The sequence below is a fragment of the Luteitalea sp. TBR-22 genome, assembly GCF_016865485.1.
Taxonomy (GTDB): domain Bacteria; phylum Acidobacteriota; class Vicinamibacteria; order Vicinamibacterales; family Vicinamibacteraceae; genus Luteitalea.
On the sequence record NZ_AP024452.1, the window covers coordinates 615,838 to 637,500 of the forward strand.

General features: G+C 71.3%; 19 protein-coding genes. 12 read left to right on the forward strand and 7 right to left on the reverse strand.

Annotated elements, in window-relative coordinates:
• Positions 1–120 precede the first annotated feature (120 nt).
• A complete protein-coding gene (gene purD / locus TBR22_RS02560) occupies positions 121–1,389 on the forward strand; it encodes a phosphoribosylamine--glycine ligase (RefSeq protein WP_239491390.1) in 1,269 nt (422 codons plus the stop codon).
• Positions 1,390–1,484: 95 nt separating this feature from the next.
• Here the strand turns inward: purD and rlmN are convergent, their stop codons facing one another.
• Positions 1,485–2,561 (reverse strand): 23S rRNA (adenine(2503)-C(2))-methyltransferase RlmN, encoded by a 1,077-nt coding sequence (rlmN, locus tag TBR22_RS02565; protein WP_239491391.1) that lies wholly within the window; start codon positions 2,559–2,561, stop codon positions 1,485–1,487.
• Between the two features lie 301 nt (positions 2,562–2,862).
• Between rlmN and TBR22_RS02570 the strand changes: the two genes are divergently transcribed.
• Genes TBR22_RS02570 through purM form a run of 9 tightly spaced genes read left to right on the forward strand, consistent with a single transcriptional unit; the run spans position 2,863 to position 12,712 of the window.
• Positions 2,863–4,122 carry a pitrilysin family protein gene (locus TBR22_RS02570; RefSeq protein ID WP_239491392.1) on the forward strand — a complete coding sequence of 420 codons (1,260 nt, stop codon included), beginning with the start codon at positions 2,863–2,865 and terminating at the stop codon, positions 4,120–4,122.
• A gap of 42 nt (positions 4,123–4,164) precedes the next feature.
• Positions 4,165–5,475 (forward strand): adenylosuccinate lyase, encoded by a 1,311-nt coding sequence (gene purB / locus TBR22_RS02575; protein WP_255665313.1) that lies wholly within the window; start codon positions 4,165–4,167, stop codon positions 5,473–5,475.
• Positions 5,476–5,522: 47 nt separating this feature from the next.
• Positions 5,523–5,783, forward strand: coding sequence for a phosphoribosylformylglycinamidine synthase subunit PurS (gene purS / locus TBR22_RS02580; RefSeq protein WP_239491394.1), 261 nt, complete (start codon positions 5,523–5,525; stop codon positions 5,781–5,783).
• A gap of 8 nt (positions 5,784–5,791) precedes the next feature.
• On the forward strand, positions 5,792–6,493 hold the full coding sequence (gene purQ, locus TBR22_RS02585) for a phosphoribosylformylglycinamidine synthase subunit PurQ (protein ID WP_239491395.1): 702 nt from the start codon (positions 5,792–5,794) through the stop codon (positions 6,491–6,493).
• A gap of 16 nt (positions 6,494–6,509) precedes the next feature.
• Positions 6,510–6,701: a hypothetical protein gene (locus tag TBR22_RS02590; protein ID WP_239491396.1), complete on the forward strand. Its 192-nt coding sequence runs from the start codon at positions 6,510–6,512 to the stop codon at positions 6,699–6,701.
• Positions 6,702–6,717: 16 nt separating this feature from the next.
• Entirely contained in the window at positions 6,718–8,955 is a 2,238-nt protein-coding gene (purL, locus tag TBR22_RS02595) for a phosphoribosylformylglycinamidine synthase subunit PurL (RefSeq protein WP_239491397.1), read from the forward strand.
• 24 nt (positions 8,956–8,979) lie between these two features.
• Positions 8,980–10,413, forward strand: a complete 1,434-nt coding sequence (purF, locus tag TBR22_RS02600) for an amidophosphoribosyltransferase (protein WP_370651566.1) — start codon at positions 8,980–8,982, stop codon at positions 10,411–10,413.
• 3 nt (positions 10,414–10,416) lie between these two features.
• Entirely contained in the window at positions 10,417–11,634 is a 1,218-nt protein-coding gene (locus tag TBR22_RS02605) for a HEAT repeat domain-containing protein (protein WP_239491399.1), read from the forward strand.
• A gap of 52 nt (positions 11,635–11,686) precedes the next feature.
• The gene (gene purM, locus TBR22_RS02610) at positions 11,687–12,712 is read left to right on the forward strand and encodes a phosphoribosylformylglycinamidine cyclo-ligase (protein ID WP_239491400.1); all 1,026 of its coding nucleotides are present in this window, start codon (positions 11,687–11,689) and stop codon (positions 12,710–12,712) included.
• Positions 12,713–12,824: 112 nt separating this feature from the next.
• Here purM and TBR22_RS02615 read toward each other — a convergent pair whose 3' ends face one another.
• Both TBR22_RS02615 and TBR22_RS02620 read right to left on the reverse strand, forming a co-directional pair.
• Entirely contained in the window at positions 12,825–14,285 is a 1,461-nt protein-coding gene (locus tag TBR22_RS02615; protein WP_239491401.1) for a hypothetical protein, read from the reverse strand.
• 22 nt (positions 14,286–14,307) lie between these two features.
• Positions 14,308–14,775, reverse strand: a complete 468-nt coding sequence (locus tag TBR22_RS02620; protein WP_239491402.1) for a PilZ domain-containing protein — start codon at positions 14,773–14,775, stop codon at positions 14,308–14,310.
• Between the two features lie 90 nt (positions 14,776–14,865).
• Here TBR22_RS02620 and purN point away from each other — a divergent pair, with 90 nt between their 5' ends.
• Complete coding sequence (gene purN / locus TBR22_RS02625) at positions 14,866–15,510, forward strand: phosphoribosylglycinamide formyltransferase (protein WP_239491403.1); 645 nt, start codon at positions 14,866–14,868, stop codon at positions 15,508–15,510.
• Between the two features lie 3 nt (positions 15,511–15,513).
• On the opposite strand, the gene TBR22_RS02630 is transcribed toward purN, so the two are convergent.
• From TBR22_RS02630 to TBR22_RS02645, 4 genes are all read right to left on the reverse strand, one after another.
• Positions 15,514–16,362 (reverse strand): metallophosphoesterase, encoded by an 849-nt coding sequence (locus TBR22_RS02630; RefSeq protein ID WP_239491404.1) that lies wholly within the window; start codon positions 16,360–16,362, stop codon positions 15,514–15,516.
• A gap of 43 nt (positions 16,363–16,405) precedes the next feature.
• On the reverse strand, positions 16,406–19,111 hold the full coding sequence (locus tag TBR22_RS02635; protein ID WP_239491405.1) for a PAS domain-containing protein: 2,706 nt from the start codon (positions 19,109–19,111) through the stop codon (positions 16,406–16,408).
• Positions 19,112–19,126: 15 nt separating this feature from the next.
• Positions 19,127–19,588, reverse strand: coding sequence for a PilZ domain-containing protein (locus TBR22_RS02640; RefSeq protein WP_239491406.1), 462 nt, complete (start codon positions 19,586–19,588; stop codon positions 19,127–19,129).
• Positions 19,589–19,713: 125 nt separating this feature from the next.
• Complete coding sequence (locus tag TBR22_RS02645; RefSeq protein ID WP_239491407.1) at positions 19,714–20,259, reverse strand: PilZ domain-containing protein; 546 nt, start codon at positions 20,257–20,259, stop codon at positions 19,714–19,716.
• A gap of 121 nt (positions 20,260–20,380) precedes the next feature.
• On the opposite strand from TBR22_RS02645, the gene tyrS reads away from it, so the two are divergent.
• Positions 20,381–21,598 carry a tyrosine--tRNA ligase gene (tyrS, locus tag TBR22_RS02650; protein ID WP_239491408.1) on the forward strand — a complete coding sequence of 406 codons (1,218 nt, stop codon included), beginning with the start codon at positions 20,381–20,383 and terminating at the stop codon, positions 21,596–21,598.
• The last annotated feature ends 65 nt before the right edge of the window (positions 21,599–21,663 follow it).

Here is a 21,663-nt window from a genome sequence, read left to right on the forward strand (position 1 = left end):
CTCACCTCCTCCCGCATGGCGTTTCCTTCGACTTGCCGGCGTCTCACCGCGTGCAGACGCCGACGCGCTCAGGATTAGGGGTCGGCCGTCGCCGGCCAACCAAACCGGAAGCTTAACACGATGAAGGTCCTCGTCCTCGGCGGCGGGGGGCGCGAACACGCGCTCGCCTGGAAGCTGCGACAGGAATCAGGCGTCGCCGAGGTGCTCTGCGCCCCTGGCAACCCCGGCACCGCCACCTGCGCCAGGACGGTGGCCCTCGACATCCTCGATCCTGCCGCCGTCACGGCCCTCGTTGCTGCCGAGGGCGTCGATTTGGTCATCGTCGGCCCGGAGCAACCGTTGGCAGCGGGAGTGTCCGACGCCCTGCGCGCGGCCGGGCACCCGGTCTTCGGTCCGTCGCAGGACGCCGCCCGGCTCGAGACCAGCAAGGCCTTCTCGAAGGCCTTCATGGATCGCCATGGCGTGCCGACGGCCCGCGCCCGCATCTGCACCACCGCCGACGAGGCCGAGGTCGCCGTCCGCGCCTTCGGGGCGCCGGTCGTCGTCAAGGCCGACGGCCTGGCCGCAGGGAAGGGCGTGACCGTGGCGGCGACACTCGACGAGGCGCTCGCCGCCGTCGACGCCGCGATGCGCCAGGGCGCCTTCGGGGCCGCCGGGAGCACCGTGGTCGTGGAGGAATGCCTCACCGGCCCGGAAGTGTCCTACTTCGCCGTCTGCGACGGCACGCGGGCCCTGCCGTTGGGCACCGCGCAGGACCACAAGCGTGCCTACGACGGTGATGCGGGGCCGAACACGGGCGGCATGGGCGCGCTGGCTCCGAGCCCGCTCGTCGACGCCGGCCTCTCGGCCCGCGTCATGCGTACCATCGTGGAACCTGTCCTTGCGGGCATGCGCGCCGAGGGCTACCCGTTCGCGGGCATCCTCTACTGCGGCCTGATGCTGACTCCCGACGGCCCGAAGGTGATCGAGTTCAACGTCCGGTTCGGCGACCCCGAGGCCCAGGTCGTACTGCCGCTGCTGCCCGTGCCGCTCGCCCCGCTCGCCCTCGCGGCCGCGAAGGGCGCCCTGCCCGCCGAGCCGCTGCCCGCCGTGTCGGGCGCCCGCGTCGGCGTGGTGCTCGCCTCCGGGGGGTATCCGGGCGCGATGACCACCGGGTATCCCATCGACGGCCTTGCTGCCGCCGCGGCGATGCCGGGCGTCACCGTCTTCCACGCCGGCACGAAGACGGGCCCCGATGGCACCGTGCTGACATCAGGCGGCCGCGTGCTGACGGTCGTTGGGGAGGGGGTGACCTTGCAGGAGGCGCGCGACCGCGCCTATGCAGGCGTGGCGCAGATCTCCTTCAAGGACATGGAGTTCCGCCGCGACATCGCTGCCCGATACGTGTAATTCGAAATTGGAAATTTGAAATTCTCGAGCGCCGGCTATGCCTGGCGCGGCGAAGGCCGGAGGCCAAGCCGCCTATCAATTTCAGATTTCAAATTTCAAATTGCCGGCTTCTCCACGGCCAGCTGCCCACACGCCGCCCGGATGTCCCGCCCGCGGCTCTTGCGGACCGACACGGTGATGTGGGCGTTGGCCAGCACCTGGGCGAACGCGTCCACCGTCTCGTCGGACGGTCGGCGGTAGGGGATCCCGGCGGCCTCGTTCAGGGGCAGCAGGTTCACCTTCGCCTTGAGGCCGTTGAGCAGCCGCACCAGCCGCCGCGCGTCCTCGATCGTGTCGTTGACGCCGGCCAGCATCACGTACTCGAACGTGATCCGGCTGCGCTTCTTCAGCGGGAAGCGCCGGCAGGCGTCCATCAACTGGGCCAGCGTGTACTTGCGGTTGATCGGCACCAGCCGGTCGCGCTGCTCCTCGGTCGTCGCGTGCAGCGAGATCGCGAGGTTGGGCATGTAGGGCTCCTCGGCCAGCTTCTGCAGCCCGGGCAGCACGCCCACGGTCGACAGCGTGACTCGCCGGGGCGACACGTGCAGCCCCTCCTCGCTGCCCACCAACTGCAGCGCGCGCATCGTCGCGTCGTAGTTGTGCAGCGGTTCGCCCATCCCCATGACGACGATGTTGAAGGGGGTGTCGAGGAAGTCGAGCTCGCGCGCGAGGACGCGGACCTGGCCGGCAATCTCTGCCGCCGTCAGGTGTCGCGTCAGGCCCATCGTGCCGGTCAGGCAGAAGCCGCATTTCATGGCGCAGCCCACCTGCGTCGAGATGCAGAAGGTCTGCGACGGCGTGTCGGGGATGAACACCGACTCGATCTGGCGACCGTCGGCCAGGCGCAACAGGAACTTGGTGGTGCCGTCGGAGGACGTGTCGCGGCGGACGACCTCGGGCGTGCTCACGACGGTGCGCTCGGCCAACGCGGCGCGCAGGGGCTTGGGCAGGGTGGTCATGGCCGAGAAATCAGTGACCCCCTTCTTGTGGATCCAGCGGAAGAGCTGCTTGCCCTGGAAGGGTTTGCCCCCAAGCTCGACCACGAGCGACGACAACTCGTCCGGCGTCAGGCCGGCCAGGTCGGGCCGGTCTGCTCCTTGCGGCACGTCGATGGCGTCGTCGAGTTCAGTCATGGGCGACCTCCTATTGTGACGGATGTCGGGGGGGGCGACGGCTCAAGGGCCAGGGCTCATGGCTCAGAAACCCTCCTGACGCCTGCGGCATGCTTCCTTGCCTCGAGCCCTGCGCCAATCCCCCCAGCTCCCAGCCCCCAGCCGCCCAGCCGCCCAGCCGCCCAGTGCCCGGTGCCCGGTGTCCGGTGCTCGGTGTCCGGTGCTCGGTGCCCGGTGCCCGGTGCCCGGTGCCCGGCTGCTATGATTGACGTTTCCCGGCCGCCTCGCGGCTCCTGCGGTGGACGCCGGGACACCCCTTCCGATGATCGTCCACGACACGCTCCCCAATGGCGTCCGGCTCGTCACCGAGACCATGCCGCACGTGCGCTCGGTGAGCCTCGGCGTGTGGCTCGCTCGCGGGTCCCGCCATGAGGTCCCCGAGGAGGGCGGCATCGCGCACTTCATCGAGCACATGCTGTTCAAGGGGACCGAACGCCGCACCGCGCAGCAGATCGCGGAGCAGTTCGACTCGATGGGCGGCAACCTCGACGCGTTCACGTCCAAGGAGTACGCCGGCTATTACCTCAAGGTGATGGACGAGCACCTGCCGCGGGCCTTCGACATCCTGTCGGACCTGGTGCTGCACCCGGCCTTCCCCGTCGACGAGATCGAGCGCGAGAAGAAGGTGATCCTCGAGGAGATCAAGATGGTCGAGGACACCCCCGACGATCTGGTCCACGAGTGGTTCACCGAGCTGTACTGGCCGGATCACCCGCTCGGTCGCCCGATTCTGGGCACGCCGGACACCGTGGCCTCCTTCACGCAGGACACCCTGTTCCGGTACTTCCGCGAGGCGTACGTCGGCCGCAACCTGATCGTCTCGGCGGCGGGCAACTTCTCCCACGACGAGCTGCGGCGGATGGTCGAGGGCGCGTTCGGCGGCGTGACCGACGCCGGCGCGGACTGGCAGGAGACGGCGCCGGCCCCCCGTGCGCCCCGCATCGAGCGCGTCAAGGATCTCGAGCAGAGCCATCTCGTGATCGGCACGCCGGCCTTCCCGCAGGCGCACCACGACCGCTACCCGGCCTACCTGCTGAACGTGATCCTCGGCGGTTCGATGAGCTCGCGCCTGTTCCAGACCATCCGTGAGCAGCGGGGCCTGGCCTATGCGGTGTTCAGCGGCGTCTCGTCGTATCGCGACACCGGGATGCTGTCGGTGTATGCCGGCTGCGCGGCCGAGAGCGTGGCCGAGGTCGTGGATCTCGTGGCGCAGGAACTGCGGACCATGCGCACGGCGCCGGTCGGCGACGACGAACTGCGTCGCGCCAAGGACCACCTGAAGGGCAGCCTCATGCTGAGCCTCGAGAGCACCTCGAGTCGCATGACGCACCTGGCGCGGCAGGAGATGTACTTCGGGCGGCACGTCACGCTCGACGAGATCATCGCCGGCATCGAGGGCGTGACGCGCGAGGACGTGCTGCGCGTCGCCGGCGAGCTGTTCACGCAGGACACCGTCGGCGTGACGGTGCTGGGGCCGGCTGGGCCGGCTGCGCTCGACTTCTCGCGACTCGCGGTGGCCTGAGGCCCCGTGGCGCGGCGTGCCCCCGGAGGGCGCGACCACACGATGATCCGACGTTACGCACAGCCGGCCATGTCCGCCATCTGGGCCGAGCAACGCCGCTTCGAGACCTGGCTGGCCGTGGAACTGGCCGCCACCGACACCATGGCGGAGGCCGGCATCGTGCCTGCCGACGCTGCCCGCGAGCTGCGCCAGAAGGCCGGCTTCGACATCGCGCGCATCGACGAGATCGAGCAGACGACCCAGCACGACGTCATCGCGTTCACCACCGCGGTGGCCGAGCGGGTCGGCCCGGCGGCGCGCTGGCTCCACTTCGGCCTCACCTCGTCGGACGTGGTCGACACGGCGCTGGCGCTGCAGATGCGCGAGGCGTGCGACCTCATCCTGGAGGACCTCGACGCGCTGGCCGCCGCCATCAAGGGCCGCGCCTTCGAGCACAAGCGCACCCCGATGATGGGCCGCACCCACGGCGTGCACGCCGAGCCGATGACGTTCGGCCTCAAGCTGGCGCTCTGGTACGCGGAAGTGCAGCGCGACATCGTGCGCGTGCGACGCGCCCGCGAGGCCGTCGCCGTCGGCAAGATCTCCGGCGCGGTCGGCACGTTCGCGCATCTGCCGCCCGAGATCGAGGAAGGCGTGTGCCGGCGTCTCGGGCTCACGCCGGCGCCGATTGCCACGCAGGTGATCCAGCGCGATCGCCACGCCGAGCTGATGACGGCGCTGGCCATCACCGCGGCGTCGCTCGAGAAGTTCGCCCTCGAGATCCGCGGGCTCCAGAAGACGGAGCTCGGCGAGGTCGAGGAGCCGTTCGGCAAGGGGCAGAAGGGCTCGTCGGCGATGCCGCACAAGCGCAACCCGGTGGGCTGCGAGCAGGTCTGCGGCCTGGCGCGCGTCGTCCGCGCCAACGCCATGGCGGCGCTCGAGAACGTCGCGCTGTGGCACGAGCGCGACATCTCGCATTCCTCGGTGGAGCGCGTCATCCTCCCGGACAGTTTCCTGGCGCTCGACCACATGCTGCGCCGCTTCACGCGCATCGTCGCCGGCATGGTCGTGTACCCCGAGCGCATGCGCGAGAACATCGGCCGTTCGCGTGGCGTGGTCTTCTCGGGCCAGGTGCTGCTCGAGCTCGCGCGCCGTGGCCTGTCGCGCGAGCAGGCCTACCTGTGGGTGCAGCGCAACGCCATGCGCTCGTTCCACGAGCAGCAGGACTTCCGCGAACTCCTGCTCGCCGACGCCGACATCATGGGCGTGCTGACCCGCGAGGAGATCGACCGCACGTTCAGCCTCGACGAGCAACTCAAGCACGTCGACACGCTCTTCACCCGCGTATTCGGACCCGACGCTGCGCAGGCCTGACGCGACAGCCCACTCCCGACTCCCGACTCCCGACTCCCGAGCCCGCGATGCCTCTGTTTGCCACCCGCGTCTACGTCACCCTGAAGCCCTCCGTGTTCGACCCGCAGGGCCGCACCATCGTCGAGTCGCTGCACAGCCTCGGGTACGCCGGCGTCGCCGACGTGCGCCAGGGCAAGTACTTCGAGGTGCAGGTCGAGGCCGCCGATGCCGCCGCGGCCGAAGCGCTGGTCCGCGAGGTGTCGGGCAAGCTGCTCGCCAATCCTGTCATCGAGAGCTTCCGCGTCGACGTGCCGGCGCCGGTCGCCTGAGGCCGCACATGAAGTTCGCCATCGTCGTCTTTCCCGGATCGAACTGCGACCACGACGCGTACCACGCCGTGAAGCACGTGCTCGGCCAGCCGGCCGAGTTCCTGTGGCACAAGGACACGTCGCTGCAGGGCGCCGACGTGGTGATCCTGCCCGGCGGGTTCTCCTACGGCGACTACCTGCGTACCGGCGCCATCGCGCGCTTCTCCCCGGTGATGCAGGCCGTCTCGGCCTTCGCGGCGCAGGGCGGCCCGGTGCTCGGCATCTGCAACGGCTTCCAGATTCTGTGCGAGGCCGGGCTGCTCGACGGCGTGCTGATTCGCAACCAGCAGGTGCAGTTCCGCTGCGAGCACGTCCACGTGCGCGTCGAGCAGGTCGACACGCCGTTCACCGCTGCCTGCCGCACGGGCCAGGTGCTGCACATCCCGGTGGCGCACGGCGAGGGGCAGTTCTTCGCCGAACCCGAGGTGATCGCGCGGCTCGAGGCCGATCGCCAGGTGATCTTCCGCTACGGCACGGCCAGTGGCGAGGTGACGCCCGAGGCCAACTGCAACGGCTCGATCAACAACATCGCCGGCGTGTGCAACGCGGGCCGCAACGTGGTGGGCCTGATGCCGCACCCCGAGCGCGCCTGCGAGAAGGTGCTCGGGAGCGACGATGGGCTCGTGCTCTTCGAGTCGGTGCTGCAGCAACTGACGGCCGGCGCCGTCTAGGTGACGCGGAGCGAGCATGTCCGAACAGCTCAAGGTCGCGCGCATCCTCTGGGGCTCGGCCGTCCTCATGGTCGTGTTCGCCGTCGTGTTCTACCTCGGACTCATCGACCTCGGCATCCCGAGCTGGCAGCTGGCCGCGATCTGCCTCGGCATCGCCGTCATGGATGTCGTGATGTCCGCGATCCTGCTCACCCGTCGCCGCCCCTGAACACCGCCTGACCTCCATGACCATCACGCCAGACGTCCTCGAACGCCACGGCCTCAAGGAAGACGAATACGCCCGCATCCTGGGCATCCTCGGCCGCGAGCCGAACATGACCGAACTCGGCATGTTCTCGGTCATGTGGTCCGAGCACTGCAGCTACAAGAGCTCGCGCATCCACCTGAAGACGCTGCCGACGCAGGGCCCGCGCGTGCTGCAGGGCCCCGGCGAGAACGCCGGCGCCGTCGACATCGGCGACGGCCTGGCCGCGGTGTTCAAGATCGAGAGCCACAACCACCCGTCGTTCATCGAACCCTACCAGGGCGCGGCGACCGGCGTCGGCGGCATCATCCGCGACATCTTCACGATGGGCGCCCGGCCGATCGCGCTGCTCGACTCGCTCCGCTTCGGCGATCTCTCGCAGCCGGGCACGCGTCGCGTCGTGACCGGCGTGGTCGCCGGCATCGCCGGCTACGGCAACAGCATCGGCATCCCGACGGTCGGCGGCGAGGCGTTCTTCGACCCCTGCTACGCCGGCAACCCGCTGGTCAACGTGTTCTGCCTCGGCATCGCGCCCGCCGACGGCATCGTCAAGGGCAAGGCCGAGGGCGTCGGCAACGCCGTGTACTACGTCGGCGCGAGCACCGGCCGCGACGGCATCCACGGCGCGACGATGGCGTCGGCCGAGTTCGACGACGCGTCGGCGGAGAAGCGACCGGCGGTGCAGGTCGGCGACCCGTTCATGGAGAAGCTGCTCCTCGAAGCCTGCCTCGAGGTGCTCAAGACGGGCGCGCTGGTGGGGCTGCAGGACATGGGCGCCGCCGGCCTGTCGTGCGCGACCTCCGAGATGAGCGCCCGCGGCCACATGGGCATGGACGTCGAGGTCACGAAGGTCCCGCAGCGCGAGACCGGCATGACCCCGTACGAAATCATGCTCTCCGAGTCGCAGGAGCGCATGCTCTTCGTGGTCCACAAGGGCCGCGAAGCCGACGTGGAGCGCATCTTCGAGAAGTGGGACCTGCACGCGGTGTGCATCGGCCACGTCACCGACGACGGGTTGGTGCGGGTGCGTGAGCACGGCGTCGTCGTCGCCGAGGTGCCGGCGCGGGCGTTGGCCGACGAGGCGCCGCTCTACGACCGCCCGACGCAGCGCCCGGCCTGGCTCGACGACATCCAGAAGCTCGAGCCGGCGCACTTCAAGGCGTTCCCCGAGACGGGCGACGTGCTGCGCACGCTGCTCGCCTCGCCGACGATCGCCAGCAAGAAGTGGATCTACCGCCAGTACGACCACATGGTGCGCACCAACACGCTCTGCCTGGCGGGCCGCGGCACGCCGGTGGTGCGCGTGAAGGGCACCAACCGGGCGCTGGCGATGTCGGTGGACGGCAACGGCCGCTACGGCCAGACGGACCCGAAGCGCGGCGCGATGCTCGCCGTGGCCGAGGCGGCGCGCAACGTCGCGCTGGCTGGCGGCGTGCCGATCGGCGCCACCAACAACCTCAACTTCGGCAACCCCGAGAAGCCGGAGATCATGTGGCAGTTCGTCGAGGCCGTGGCCGGCATCGGCGAGGCGTGCCGCGCGTTTGCCGTGCCGATCACCGGTGGCAACGTCAGCCTCTACAACGAGACCGACGGCAAGGCCATCTACCCGACGCCCGTGCTGGGCATCGTCGGCCTCATCGAGGATGCATCGAAGGTGGTCGGCCAGACGTTCCCCTCCGACGGTCTGAAGATCGTGCTCCTCGGCGAGACCAGGGCGGAACTCGGCGCGACCGAGTACCTGCAGCGCGTGCATGGCGAGGTGCGTGGCCTGCCGCCGGCCCTCAACCTCGGGCACGAGCGCGCGCTGCACGTGCTGCTGCCCGCGCTGATCGCCGCCGGGCTGGTCGCCAGCGCGCATGATTGCAGCGAGGGCGGCCTGGCGGTGGCCCTCGCCGAGTGCACGTTCGGCGACCCGGTCGTCGGGGCCACGGTCGACCTGAGCGGCGTCACCGGGCCGGCCGGCGTGCCGGTGGCGCACGCGACGTTGTTCAGCGAGTCGGCCGGGCGCGTGCTGCTCGCCGTCGAGCCGGCGCACTTGAGCGAGGTGCTCGGCCGGGCGGTCGATGCCGGTGTCGAGGCCACGGTCCTCGGCACGACGGGCGGCGACGCGCTGACCATCAGGATCGACGGCGAGGTGGCGGTTGCGGCGAGGGTCGGGGCGTTGCAGGCGGTCTGGGGCGCCGCCCTCGAGGACGCGCTGGCATCGCCGGCGCGCTAGGCACAACAGGGGACGGGGGAGCAGCTGGTGGACGAGCTCAAGGAAGAATGCGGCGTCTTCGGCATCTTCGGTCACTCCGAGGCGGCCAACCTGACGTATCTGGGGCTGTACGCCCTGCAGCACCGCGGCCAGGAGAGCGCCGGCATCGCCGCCGCCGACGGGCATCACGTGACGGTCGCCCGCGGCATGGGCTACGTGGCCGACATCTTCGACGACCGGACGCTCTCGGGCCTGTCGGGACAGAGCGCGATCGGCCACACGCGCTACTCGACGGCCGGTGAGAGCCGCCTGGCCAACGCGCAGCCGTTCCTGATCGACTGCGTGCACGGCCAGATGTCGGTCTGCCACAACGGCAACCTCGTCAACGCCGGCGAGATCCGCCGCGATCTGGTGTCGAAGGGCTCGATCTTCCAGACCTCGAGCGACACCGAGGTCGTGCTCCACCTCTACGCCCGCTCGAGCGCCGCCTCGCCCGAAGCAGCCGCCATCGAGTCGCTGGCGCAGGTGCAGGGCGCCTACTCCATCCTGATGATGGCGCCCGACCGCCTGATCGCGGCGCGCGACCCGCACGGCTTCCGCCCGCTCGCCCTCGGCCGGCTCGGCGAGGCGTGGATCGCCTGTTCGGAGACGTGCGCGCTCGACCTGATCGGCGCCACCTACGTGCGCGACGTCGAGCCCGGCGAGGTCGTGGTGATCACGGCCAGCGGGCTGACCTCGCACAAGCCCTTCCCGCCGGCGCAGCGGTCGCACTGCGTGTTCGAGCACGTGTACTTCGCGCGTCCCGACAGCTACGTGTTCGGCCGCAGCGTCAACGAGGCCCGCACGGCGATGGGCCGCCGGCTCGCCGAGGAGTCGATGGTCGAGGCCGACGTGGTCGTGCCCATTCCCGACTCCGGCGTGTGCGCCGCCATCGGGTTCTCCGAGATGTCGGGCATCCCGATGCGGATGGGCCTCATCAGGAACCACTACGTCGGCCGCACGTTCATCCAGCCGCAGCAGTCGATCCGCCACTTCGGGGTGCGCGTGAAGCTCAATCCGGTGCGCAGCATCCTCGAGGGCAAGCGCGTGGTGCTGGTCGACGACTCGATCGTGCGCGGCACGACGAGCCGGAAGATCGTGCGGATGGTGAAGGCAGCGGGCGCCAGGGAAGTGCACATGCGCATCAGCTGTCCGCCGACCATCTCGCCGTGCTTCTATGGCGTCGACACGCCGCGGCGGTCCGAGCTGATCGCCGCGACACACACGCTCGAGGAGATCCGCACCTACCTCGACGCCGACTCCCTCGCCTACCTGAGCCTCGACGGGCTGCTGCATTCGGTGACCCCCGATCGGGGCCACTACTGCACGTCGTGCTACACGGGCACGTACCCGATCGAGTTCCCCAAGGATCAGGACGCGTACCTGCAACTCGCGCTGAAGCTCGACAAGCCGAACCTCATGCTGGAGGAGCAGGTCTAGGCAATGGCGGCCCGCAGCTCGCGCCTCGCCCGGTGGACCCTCGCCGCGCTGCTCGCGTGCGCGGTGCCGGTCGTCGTGCGCGCCCAGGCGCCCGCTGCACCGAAGCCGCCGGCGGCGCCGGCCCCAAGGGCTGCCGCGGCGCCCCTGACGCTGCCGCAGGCCATCGATCGCCTCGGCAAGCTCGATTACAAGACCCGCGTCGAGGCCTCGTCGGCGCTGCGGCGGGCGCCGGCCGCGACGGTGGTCCCGCTGCTCACCGAGGCCGCCCGCCGGCACGCCGACGGCTACGTGCGCTTCCGCGCGTTGGTCCTGTTGTCGGGCTTCAACGACCCGGCGTCGGCGCCGGTGTTCCTCGAGGCGCTCGACGACGAGAACGATCGGTTGCGCGAGGTGGCGTACGCGTGGGTGGAGGATCACCCACAGCCTGCCCTGGTGCCGCGCCTGCTGGCGGCGCTCGATCGCGAGCAGGCCGACTTCGTGCGCCCGGCGCTCGTCCGCGCCCTGGCCGCGCACGGCAGCGACCCGAAGGTCCAGACGGTGCTGAAGCGCGAGGTGATGCGCGGCGTCGACTTCTTCCGCTCCGCCGTCATCGAGGCGCTCGGCGCCCACAAGGCCACATGGGCCTTCGACGAACTGACCAGGATCGCGCAACTCGACGGCCCGTTGCAGGACGACGCGGTGCGGGCCATCGGGCTGCTGGGCGACAAGCGCGGATTGACGACGCTCGCGGCAGTGCAGCGCGCCGCATCCCGCGAACTGCAGCCGACCATCGCCGCGGCGATCTGCGGCCTGGGCAGCAACTGCGACGGGCACGCCCGCTTCATCCGTGAGTCGCTGGACTACGCGGCCCACAACCTCGGTTACCAGGAACTGGCGCGCTCGGCCGCGACGGCGCTGGCCGACCTGTCGGCGCTCGGGCGCGCCGAGGCGCTGCCGGCGCTCTTCGAGCTCGGCATGCCTGCCAACGATCCGGTGCGGGCGCCGATTGCGCTGGCCACCGGGCAGGCGGTGATGCGGCAGCCCGGACAGCTCATCGCCCTCGTCCCGTCGTTGCCGCGGCAGGAGGCGACGCTGCTCCTGCGCGACGCCTTCGATATGCTCGAAGAGGATTACGCCGAGGAGCGCTTCTTCGCCGCCGTGCGGCGCCAGTACTGGGCGGCGGCGGCCGACGCACCCGAACGCAGCGCCGCGCAGGTGCTGATCACCGCGCTGGAGTTCTGAGGCTTCGCACCGCGCAGCCGCGTCACGCGCGCGGCCGCGGGCAGGATCACGCATGGACTACAAGTCGTCTGGAGTGGACATCGACGCGGGGCACGAGGTGGTGCGCCGGATCCGCGGGCTCGCCAAGGGCACGTTCACGCCCGGTGTGCTGTCCGACATCGGCAGCTTCGGCGGGCTCTTCCACCTGCAGGCCGCCGGCGGCACCGACCCGGTGCTGGTGGCGAGCGCCGACGGCGTCGGCACCAAGCTGAAGGTGGCGTTCATGATGAACCGCCACACCACCATCGGCGAGGACCTGGTCAACCACTGCGTCAACGACATCCTGGTGCAGGGGGCGCGACCGCTCTTCTTCCTCGACTACCTCGCCACCGGCACCCTGACGCCCGACGTCGCCGTGGACATCGTCGACGGCCTCGCCCGCGCGTGCCGCGCCAACGGCTGCGCGCTGCTCGGCGGCGAGACGGCGGAGATGCCCGGGTTCTACGCCAATCGCGAGTACGACCTGGCCGGCTTCATCGTCGGCATGGTCGAGCGCGGGCAGGTGCTCACGGGCGAGCGCATCCGGGTCGGCGACGCCCTGATCGGCCTGCCGTCGTCGGGGCTGCACACCAATGGCTACTCGCTGGCCCGCCGCATCGTGTTCGACACGCTGATGATGGGGGTCCACGACCACATCCCCGAACTCGGGTGCGGCATCGGCGACGCGCTGCTGCGGCCCCATCGCTCGTACCTCGCGCCGGTGCTGCCGCTGGTGCGCGACGGGCTGATCCACGGCATGGCGCACATCACCGGCGGCGGCCTCACCGACAACGTGCCCCGTGTGCTGCCGGAGGGCACCGCGGCGCGCATCGACCGCTCGTCGTGGGACGTGCCGGCCCTGTTCACGTGGCTGGTCACCCGCGGCGACGTGCCCGACGAGGACGCCTGGCGCACCTTCAACATGGGCATCGGGCTGGTGCTGGTCGTGCCGGCGCAGGAGGTCAACCACGTCCTCGAGCGCCTCGCCGAGGCCGGCGAGTCCGAAGGCCGCGTCATCGGCGAGATCGTGGCCGGCGAGCAGCGGGTCGTGTACGTGTGACGGCTCGAGGCCCAAGGCCCAAGGCCCAAGGCCCAAGGCCCAAGGCCCAGAAACCATTCTGAGCCGCTTCAGTCTGCTCTCTGAGCCCTGAGCCCTGAGCCCCGAGCCCCAATTACGCCGTGACGAACACGCGCGGCAAGCGCAGGGCCAGGCGGGTGGTCAGGTGATCGGGGTGCTCGATGGCCATCTCGGCGCCGAGGCGCATCACCTGGGTCTGCACCGCCGCCGGCACGGTGACGACCTGCAGGCCGTAGCCCTGGAGCACGAGGGCGATCTCGATCTCGGGCCGCGCCCCGCGCCCCTCCTCGGCGGCGCCGGCCTCCAGGCGGCCGGCCAGGCCGAGCGTCACGTGCCCGCCGAGCGGGAGCGCTTCGCGTGCCAGCGTCGCGATCGACGCGAGGCATTGCTCGAGCTCCGACGCATCCAGTGACGCGTACAACGCCTCGTCGCCGAGCTGCATCGTCCAGTCGACGTCATCGCCGGTCACGTGCACGAGGACCGGGCTGATCTGCTCCAGCCATTCGCGGAGATCGCGCAGCCCGGGGCGACGCGCCCGCCGACGCGCGAACCCTGCCAGTTGCGCCAGCACGGCCTGTGTGCGCGACAGCGCCTGCATGGCCTGCTCGACGTCCACGTCGCCGGCCATGTGCGTGCGGGCCTGCGCGAGCGCCCGGCTGCCGGTGTCGACGAGTGTCGAACACTCGGCCGTCGCGGCCGACAGCACGTGCGTCAGCGCGTCCATGCGACGCAGGAAGCGCGCACGCCTGGTCTGCAGGCGCTGCTCGCTGACGTCGATCAGGAACCACGTGACGGTCGCCGGCTGGCCACCCTGCGGCAGCGCGAGGCCGACGATCCAGTGCAGCGGGCCGTCCTCGCCGTGCTGCAGGCAGAGCTCGAATCGCGAGGGGCGGCGGGCGTAGGGCCCGGCCGCCTCGAGCAGCGGCTGGGGGATCCGGCCGGACGCCTCGAGCGCGTCGGTCGAGAAGTGGCCGAGCAACTGCGCGGCGATGTCGTTGGCGGCGAGGATGTCGCCCTCGGTCGTCGAGGACACGTGTCCGATCGAGGCGACCTCGTACAGCAGCCAGCGCGTCTCGCTGTCGAGGGCGTCGACCACGCCACCGCGCGCCAGTTGATCGAGTTCGTCGCGCGCCTCGGCGAGCGCCGCGTCGGTCAGGCGCGCCTCGACCACCGGGGGCGACACGGCCTCGGGCAGCGACGGCACCTCGCGGGTGAGGACGTCGGTGCCGGGCGCCGCCGACGTCGAGGCGCCACCCTCGGCGACGTGCGCGATGAGGTGCGAGCTCGCCGGGGATTGGTCGCCCGGGTCGGCCGTCGGGGCGACGATCACCATGGGCACGGTGACCCCGCGCGCCTGCAGGCGGCGCACCGCTTCACCGGCATCGGGCTCGGGCAGGTTGACGATCACGAGATCGGGCGGGAACGACTCGAGGCGGGTCAGCGCGAGGTTCACCGTCGGGCACACGTCCACGGCTGATGGCGACAGGCCTGCCAGCAGGACGCGGTCGATGTCCGCGGCCCCGAAGGGACGTGTCGAGAGCAGCAGGACCTTCATGCGTCCTGCGTGCGGGGCCTGGTCACCACTCGGCGAGCGTCCTGTGGCGCGGTCCCTCGGCCGTGCGTCCGTCCATCACGATCATCGTGTAGTCGTCGGCAGGGTCATCGGCGTGCGGTGGCGGGTCGGCCGCGGCATGAGTCGCTGCGCCGATCTCCTCGGCGCCGAGCGAAATCTCATCCGTGAAAGCCAAGCCCGTATGGTACGTCACCTCGCCGGCCTCCTCGATGACCGCCGACGTGCAGCGCACGACCGCCCCCGTCAGCGTCGTGGCCGAATCGCCCGAGACGAACCGGATGCGGACGGTCGCGCCGGGGCGCATGTGCACGGACGTCTCGATCTGCACGCCCCGCTTCGACAGGTCCAGCAGCCGCACCGGCGCCCCCCCGGCCACCATGGCCGTCAGGTGGGGCACCGCGGCCGCGGGAATGCGCGGGTGCGCACGACGCTCCGGACCTGAATACGGTTGCGGGACTGGGGGTGTGGCCATGACGTGCTCCTGAGTGGGCGGCGCCCGACAGGCGGATGCCCGGCCGTCCATCGCGGTAATCGACCCGGCGCGTTCTATCCTTGAGCGCGCATGCCGATTGAGAGGAACTTGCCCGCGACCGACACGTCCCTGCCCGTGCTCGGCGTCCTGATCTCCGGGCGCGGCAGCAACCTGCGGGCGCTCATGACCGCCATCGACGAGGGGCGGCTTCGGGCCCGCATCGGCGTGGTGATCAGCAATCGCCCCGATGCGGCCGGTCTCGCCCATGCCTCGTCGGCCGGCGTGCCCGCCGTCGTCATCGATCACAAGGCCTTCGGGGGCCGTGCAGACTTCGAGGACGCCCTCGTGGCGCGGCTGGGCGAGGCGGGCGTCCAGGTGGTGTGCCTGGCCGGCTTCATGCGCATCCTGAGCCCGGTCTTCCTCGAGCGGTTCGGCGGCCCCGTGCTCAACGTCCACCCCTCGCTGTTGCCGTCGTTCGTCGGTGTCGATGCCCAGCGACAGGCCTGGGAGCACGGCGTCAAGGTCGCCGGGGTGACCGTGCACCTGGTCACTCCCGAACTCGATGCCGGCCCGATCGTCGCGCAGGCCGCCGTTCCGGTACTCGACGACGACACGCCCGAGACGCTGGCGGCGCGCATCCTTGTCGAGGAGCACCGCATCTACCCCGCGGCCGTGGCGTTGGTGGCGGCAGGCGGATGGCGGATCGAGGGCCGCCGCTTCGTCCGCGGGCGGTGACCTTCAGGCCTCGCGTCGGCGGCGCAGCGTGACGATCGCGACCTCGGGCGGGCAGTTGAGACGGCAGGGCACGAGCACGGTGCCGACGCCGCGACTGACGAAGAGCGTGGTGTCGCGTTCATGCCCGATCCCCTGCGCCACCGGGTACTTGTCGGTGGCGAGGCGTCCAATCACCGGCAGCGCGAGCTGGCCGCCGTGGGTGTGCCCCGAGAGCACGAGCGGGATGTCGAGGGCCGCCGCCTCGTACAGGCGGCGCGGGTCGTGTGCGAGCAGGATGGTGAAGGGCGTGCGCCCGCGCGCCAGCCGCTGCAGGCTCGCCAGGTCGCGCGTCCAGTAGTTCAGGCCCACGAGGTCGAGGCGCTCCCCGCGAACCGTGATGCGCGTCCGGGCGTCGTCGAGGACGGTCACTCCGGCCCGACGCAGCACGCGCGGCACACCCGCGTTGTCGTCGTGGTTGCCGAGCACGCCGAACAGGCCCTCCTTCGGGCGGAGCGCGGCGAACGGCGCCGCCGCCTGCGCCGTGTAGTGACGGCTGCGGCGGGTGATGTAGTCACCGCCGAGCACCACCATGTCGGGCGCGGCCTCGCGCACGAGGTCGACGGCTGCGGCGATGAACTCGAGGCTGGTCCAGGCGCTGTGGTGCGTGTCGGTGATCAGCCCGATGCGTAGCCCGTCGAGCGCTTCGGGCAACCCGCGACAGGGCAGGTCGGCGCGGGTCACTCCGAGGTGGTGGCGTTCGTACAGCGCGCCGTAGGCGCCTTCGCCGACGACGAGCCCGGCCGCGAGCCCGGTGCCGGTCCTGAGCAGCGTGCGCCGGCTGAAGCGTCGGGGCGAGGTGCGGGCGGCGGGCATCCTCCCGTATCGTACGTTGCCGCCCCGACGGCCGCGACGCCTGTCAGGCGGCGTGCGCGATTGCGAGGGCGCGGGGCAGGCGCACCACGAGATGGGCCGAAAGCTCGTGATCCTGGCCCGTCTCCAGCGTGCCGCCGATCCCCGAGACCAGATCGCGCAGGCCCTGCGACGGCACGGGCGCCCGGACGCCGAACCCCTGCGCCTCGAGGCGGATCTCGACCGCTGGCCGGCGCATCGGCGCCGGCGCGTGGGCATCCCCCGCCACGTGCTCGTCACACGAGGCGACCCTCAGGGAGAGATGCCCCCCGAGCGGCAATGCCTCGCCCATCGTGGCCACCGCCGCCGTCAGGCAGCGTTCGACGTCGGGCGGCGCCACCGGCACGTGGATCACCGTGTCGGGGCAGCTGGCGACCCAGTTCACGTCGTCGGTGGCCAGCCGCGCGAGGAGCGGGTCGAGCGCCGTCAGATGGCCGGTCAGGTCGTCGACCGCCACGCGTGCCTGCCGTCGCCGCCGCACCGTCGCCAGTTGCGCCAGCAGCACGCGGGCCCGGGCCAGGGCCGCCTGGCCAGCGGGTTCGGCGGCTGGCTGCGCGTCGAGCGCCCGCGGGCCGCGTGGCCCCGTCGATGGCGCCTCGACGATGGCGAGGCACTCGTCGGCGAGTGCCTCGAGGAGCGCCGCGTTGTCGCGCGCGGCGTCGGCGGTTCGCGCTTCCGGGCACTCTGCCAGCAGCCACGTGAAGTCGTCGGCGCCGTCGACCGCTGCCAGTCGCGCTCCGGCGATCCAGCGGGACGCGCCATCGGCCGTCAGGAGGCAGGATTCGAATCGCACGGTCGCTGCCTGTTCGCCCTCGGCCAGCGCCGCGATGGCGTCCGGCAGGTGCCGGGCATCCAGCAAGGCGGTCGCATCGGGCAGGCCACAGAGTCGCGCGGCGCGGTCGTTGGCGTCGATGACCCGCCCGTCCGTGGTGGTCCGCACGAACCCGACCCGCGCGACGTCCTCGAGCATCCAGCGCTGGATGGACGTGGCGGAACCAGCCTCGGCACGAGGCGACGCGACGGCGGGTGTCGCGGCCGCGACGGGCGGCAGGGCGGTGCCGGCGAGTCGTGCCTCGAGATCATCAACGCGTGCCTGTGCCAGGCTTGCCGCCTCGATGGCCGCATCGCGCTCGGCGCGCGTGCCCTCGAGGGACGCCACCACTTCCGTCAGCCGCGCCAGCTGCTCGTCATGGGCATGCTGTTGCGCCTGCGCGCGCGCCAGCAGCGCCGGCACCTCCTCGTGTTCGAGCACGGCCAGGCGCGTCGCCGCGTCCACCAGCCCTGGCAGCGCGTCGATGTCGATTCCCAGGGCGTCCACTCGCGCCAGCCGGGCCCGTGCCTCGTCGAGACCCTGCAGGCGCGCCTCGGCGTCGGCCAGTGCTGCCTGCGTCTGTGCGAGTCGCTCGGCAAGGGTCAGGGAGGTCTCTGCGTCCGCGGTCAGGGTGTCGACTCGGGCCGTGAGGTCGGCCCGCTCGATCTCCCAGGCCGCGCGTGCCTCCTCCCAGGCCTGCTGTTGTGTCCGCCAGGACTCGCGTTCGGCCTCCATCGCCGCAGCCTGGTCGGCCGACGGGGTGATCGCGTCGATGGCCGGCGTGTGCTGGGCGTCGCGCAGCACGATGAGCGCCGCCGGAGCGCCGCCGCCCTCCCGCTGGAAGGGCACCGCGCGCAGCAGCAGCGGACGTGGATCGGCCAGGTGGCGCGTGCGCGTGAACAGCTCGCGCGTCGCGCCCGTCGCCACGCCATCCACCAACTGCAGGGCGCCTTCGAGCTGGTCCTGCCCGAGGTCGAGCCATGGGTCGAGCGGCGAGCCGAGCACCTGCCGCGCGTCCTGCGCGCCGATCAGGCGCAGGGCAGCGAGGTTGACGGCCAGCACCGCGTGCTCGGGCGACACCAGCATCACCGCTTCCGGCAGGTGTTCGACGAGGGCGCGGAGGCGGGTTTCCCGCGAGCGTGCCGTCTCGAGATCGAGCGCGGCGCGGCAGGCGGCCTGCGCCCGCGCCACGGCGTGCAGCACCGCGTCGGGGTCGGGCCCCGCACCGAGGCATTCGTCGGCGCCGGCGCGGCGGAACGCGTCGTGGAGGACGGCGTCGGCGACCACGACGATCGCCAGCCCGGGGTAGGTGCGCTTGACGCGCCGGATGCCGAGGACGAGCGCCTCGGCGTCGGTCGTCGCGTTGACGACCAGCGCCGCCGACTGCGGACTCTCGACGTCCTGCGTGGTCAGTCCGGCCAGCCCCTCGGCGCTCAGGCCGACGTCGCGGAAGCGGGAGGCGAGGCGTCCGGCGAGCGCCTGTCGGAGGGCGTCGCCCGGGCCGGCGTGCCAGAGGCGCTGGAGGCGCCGCAGGACATCGCGTTCGGGGTGACGGACCTCGTCGAGCCCTTCGAGGGTCATGCCGGCGACCAGCGCCGAGATGCCGGCCACTTCATCGGCGCCTGCCAGCCACGCCGCGCCGGCCGTTCGCGACGACCCGTCCGGCACGAGGGCCAGCAAGGGCAGCGTCCTGCTCACTCGTCGGAGCCGCGCGATGACCTCGACCAGCCCGGGTTCGTCGCCAGCCACGGCGACCAGATCGCAGGGTCGGTTCTCGAGCCAGGTGACCGCCGCCTCGGGCGCCTGGCACAGGTCCACCGAGGTGGCGCCCAGGGCTGCCTGCAGCGCCGCGCGAAGCGAGGCCGGGTCGGGGACGGCGAGGGCGACGAGCAGCGCACGCATCGGGACGCCTGCCGCCTACCAGCTGTTGGCCTGAAGGCCGTGGAGCAGCGTCGGCACGTCCGGCGATCCCTGCACCACCACGGTGTAGTCGACCACCGCAGCGAGGGCATCGTCGGTGGCCGTGGAGGCCTCGACCCCGGCGTCGGCCGGCTGGTGCGCGGCGTCGTGGAGCTGATCACACAGCAGCAGGTCGCCCGCCAGCGAGAGGGCGGTCTCGTAGCGCACGCCGTCGGCCTGCAGGTGCGCGACGCTGGCGCGAACGACGGCGGCGCTGAGCGTCACGGTGGCGTCGGCGGCGACGAACCGGATGCAGACGGTCTGCCCCGGGCGCATGTGCATGCTGGTCTCGAGTCGGACGCCCCGGCGCGACACGTCGAGCAGGCGCACGGCCGATCCACCGCTGAGGCGCGCGGTGAGCGACGGCAGGAGATGGGCAGGCAGACGCCGGTGGTGGCGGCGGTTCGGTGCGTCCGGCATGAACGGGTCCTCGGGTCGCGTCCTCGTGCCCCGCGACGGCGGGGTGAGGCGACCGGTGTCGTGCACGGCAAATCGACGTACACGCCGCTGACTTTAGGCAGGCGGTGCGAACGCGGCGGCCCGGATCACCCGGCCGTCAGGCCATGGATGACGCGCGCCCGCCGTCGTCGGCTGGCGAGCCACCACCCGCGCCCGAACTCCTGGTGCACGGCCTCGTCGGCGGCCGGCACGAACACCAGATCGGACACCTCGTCGGTGCTGCCCGCGTCGACCACGTCCTCCTCGTCGTCCACCGCGCCGTCAACGGCGCCGCCCCCGGTCCTGCGCTCCAGCAGGGCGAAGTCGATCAGGTGGCAGGACAGCTCCTCGCACAGGCGGAGTCCGGTCTCGTACCGGACTTCCTCCGGGTGGACGTGCACGACGGAGGCCCGCACCACGTGGGCGTTGACGGTCACCAGGTGGCCGTCGATGGAGAAGCGGACGCTGACGCGTTGGCCGGGTCGCATGTGGCGCGTCGTCTCGAGCCGCACGCCGCCCTGCGACACGTCGAGCAGGGCGACGCGAGCGCCTCCGCTGAGGTGGGCCGAGAGGGCCTGCAGCTGGGACGCGGGCACGCGCCGTTGGCTGCGGCGTTCGGTGTGTGCGGGACGACGACGATCGTGACGGGTCATGCGTGCCTTTCGTCCTTCCGGGCAGACCACACCCGCGTCCCGTCAATCGGCGCGTTCGTGCCCCACTTGAATCGGGACGGTGGCAGTGGGGCGGGGCAGCGGAGGCTATAGTTACCTCGCGATGCAGCTCGACGAACAACTGGCATACCTGACCCGAGGCTGTGTGGACGTGGTGCGGCTTTCCGACCTCCGGACGAGGCTCGTGGAGCGGCAGGCCGCGGGCCGTCCGCTGGTGGTCAAGGTCGGTTTTGACCCGACGGCCCCGGACCTCCACCTCGGTCATACGGTGCTCATCAGGAAGATGAAGCACTTCCAGGATCTCGGGCACACCGTGGTGTTCCTGATCGGCGACTTCACCGGGCTGATTGGCGATCCGACGGGGCGGTCGAAGACGCGCCCGCCCCTGACGCCCGAGGCGGTGCAGGCCAACGCCGACACGTACCGGCAGCAGGTCTTCCGGATCCTCGATCCCGAGAAGACGGTGGTGGACTTCAACAGCCGCTGGCTCGGGTCGCTCTCGAGCACCGACTGGGTGAAGCTGGCCGCGCGCTACAACGTGGCGCAGATGCTGGAGCGTCGGGACTTCCGGAAGCGGTACGAGGCCGGCGAGCCCATTGCGCTCCACGAGTTCCTCTATCCGCTCAGCCAGGGGTACGACTCGGTGTTCCTGCAGGCCGACGTCGAGCTCGGCGGCACCGATCAGTTGTTCAACCTCAACGTCGGGCGCGACATCATGCCGGCCTACGGGTTGCCGGCGCAGATCATCATGACCGTGCCGTTGCTGGTGGGGCTGGACGGCGTCGAGAAGATGTCCAAGAGCCTCGGCAACTACGTCGGGATCGACGAGCCCGCGGAGGAGATGGTGCGGAAGATCGTCGAGGACTTCCGCGGCAGCGACGAGGTGATGTGGACCTGGTTCACGCTGCTGACCGACCTGCCGTCGGCCGGGATCGAGGCGCGCAAGACGGCGTTCTCGCGGGGCGAGGTGACGGCCGCGGCGTTGCGGTACGAGCTGGCGGGGCTGATCGTCGGCGATTACCACGGTGCGGCGGCGGCCGCGGCGGCGGCCGCGGCGGTGCGGGCGCGGCATGCGGCGCGTCAGGGGCAGGGCGCGGGCGACGACCTGCCGCTGTGCCGTGTGGCGGCGGGGCAACTGCTGCGCAAGGTGCTGGTCGAGACGGGCCTGGCCTCGTCGGGCAGCGACGCGACGCGCAAGATTGCGCAGGGCGGCGTGCGGGTGGACGGCGCGGCGGTCACCGACATCAACGCGGTGGTGGCGGCCGGGATCTGGACGATTCAGGCGGGAAAGAAACTGATTGCGCGGGTCCAGGCCGACTGAGGCGCCGCCGATCATTTTTCCTGTTGACAGACCGGCCGCACGTCCGTATTCTGACAATCCGCCTT

Coding starts and splice junctions, on each gene's coding strand:
- purL (WP_239491397.1), top strand. CDS start 6,718: ATGACCATCACGCCAGACGTCCTCGAACGCCACGGCCTCAAGGAAGAC.
- TBR22_RS02630 (WP_239491404.1), bottom strand. CDS start 16,362: ATGCCCGCCGCCCGCACCTCGCCCCGACGCTTCAGCCGGCGCACGCTG.
- TBR22_RS02645 (WP_239491407.1), bottom strand. CDS start 20,259: ATGACCCGTCACGATCGTCGTCGTCCCGCACACACCGAACGCCGCAGC.
- rlmN (WP_239491391.1), bottom strand. CDS start 2,561: ATGACTGAACTCGACGACGCCATCGACGTGCCGCAAGGAGCAGACCGG.
- TBR22_RS02640 (WP_239491406.1), bottom strand. CDS start 19,588: ATGCCGGACGCACCGAACCGCCGCCACCACCGGCGTCTGCCTGCCCAT.
- TBR22_RS02605 (WP_239491399.1), top strand. CDS start 10,417: ATGGCGGCCCGCAGCTCGCGCCTCGCCCGGTGGACCCTCGCCGCGCTG.
- TBR22_RS02635 (WP_239491405.1), bottom strand. CDS start 19,111: ATGCGTGCGCTGCTCGTCGCCCTCGCCGTCCCCGACCCGGCCTCGCTT.
- purN (WP_239491403.1), top strand. CDS start 14,866: ATGCCGATTGAGAGGAACTTGCCCGCGACCGACACGTCCCTGCCCGTG.
- TBR22_RS02615 (WP_239491401.1), bottom strand. CDS start 14,285: ATGAAGGTCCTGCTGCTCTCGACACGTCCCTTCGGGGCCGCGGACATC.
- TBR22_RS02570 (WP_239491392.1), top strand. CDS start 2,863: ATGATCGTCCACGACACGCTCCCCAATGGCGTCCGGCTCGTCACCGAG.
- purD (WP_239491390.1), top strand. CDS start 121: ATGAAGGTCCTCGTCCTCGGCGGCGGGGGGCGCGAACACGCGCTCGCC.
- TBR22_RS02590 (WP_239491396.1), top strand. CDS start 6,510: ATGTCCGAACAGCTCAAGGTCGCGCGCATCCTCTGGGGCTCGGCCGTC.
- purM (WP_239491400.1), top strand. CDS start 11,687: ATGGACTACAAGTCGTCTGGAGTGGACATCGACGCGGGGCACGAGGTG.
- purS (WP_239491394.1), top strand. CDS start 5,523: ATGCCTCTGTTTGCCACCCGCGTCTACGTCACCCTGAAGCCCTCCGTG.
- purQ (WP_239491395.1), top strand. CDS start 5,792: ATGAAGTTCGCCATCGTCGTCTTTCCCGGATCGAACTGCGACCACGAC.
- tyrS (WP_239491408.1), top strand. CDS start 20,381: ATGCAGCTCGACGAACAACTGGCATACCTGACCCGAGGCTGTGTGGAC.
- TBR22_RS02620 (WP_239491402.1), bottom strand. CDS start 14,775: ATGGCCACACCCCCAGTCCCGCAACCGTATTCAGGTCCGGAGCGTCGT.
- purB (WP_255665313.1), top strand. CDS start 4,165: ATGATCCGACGTTACGCACAGCCGGCCATGTCCGCCATCTGGGCCGAG.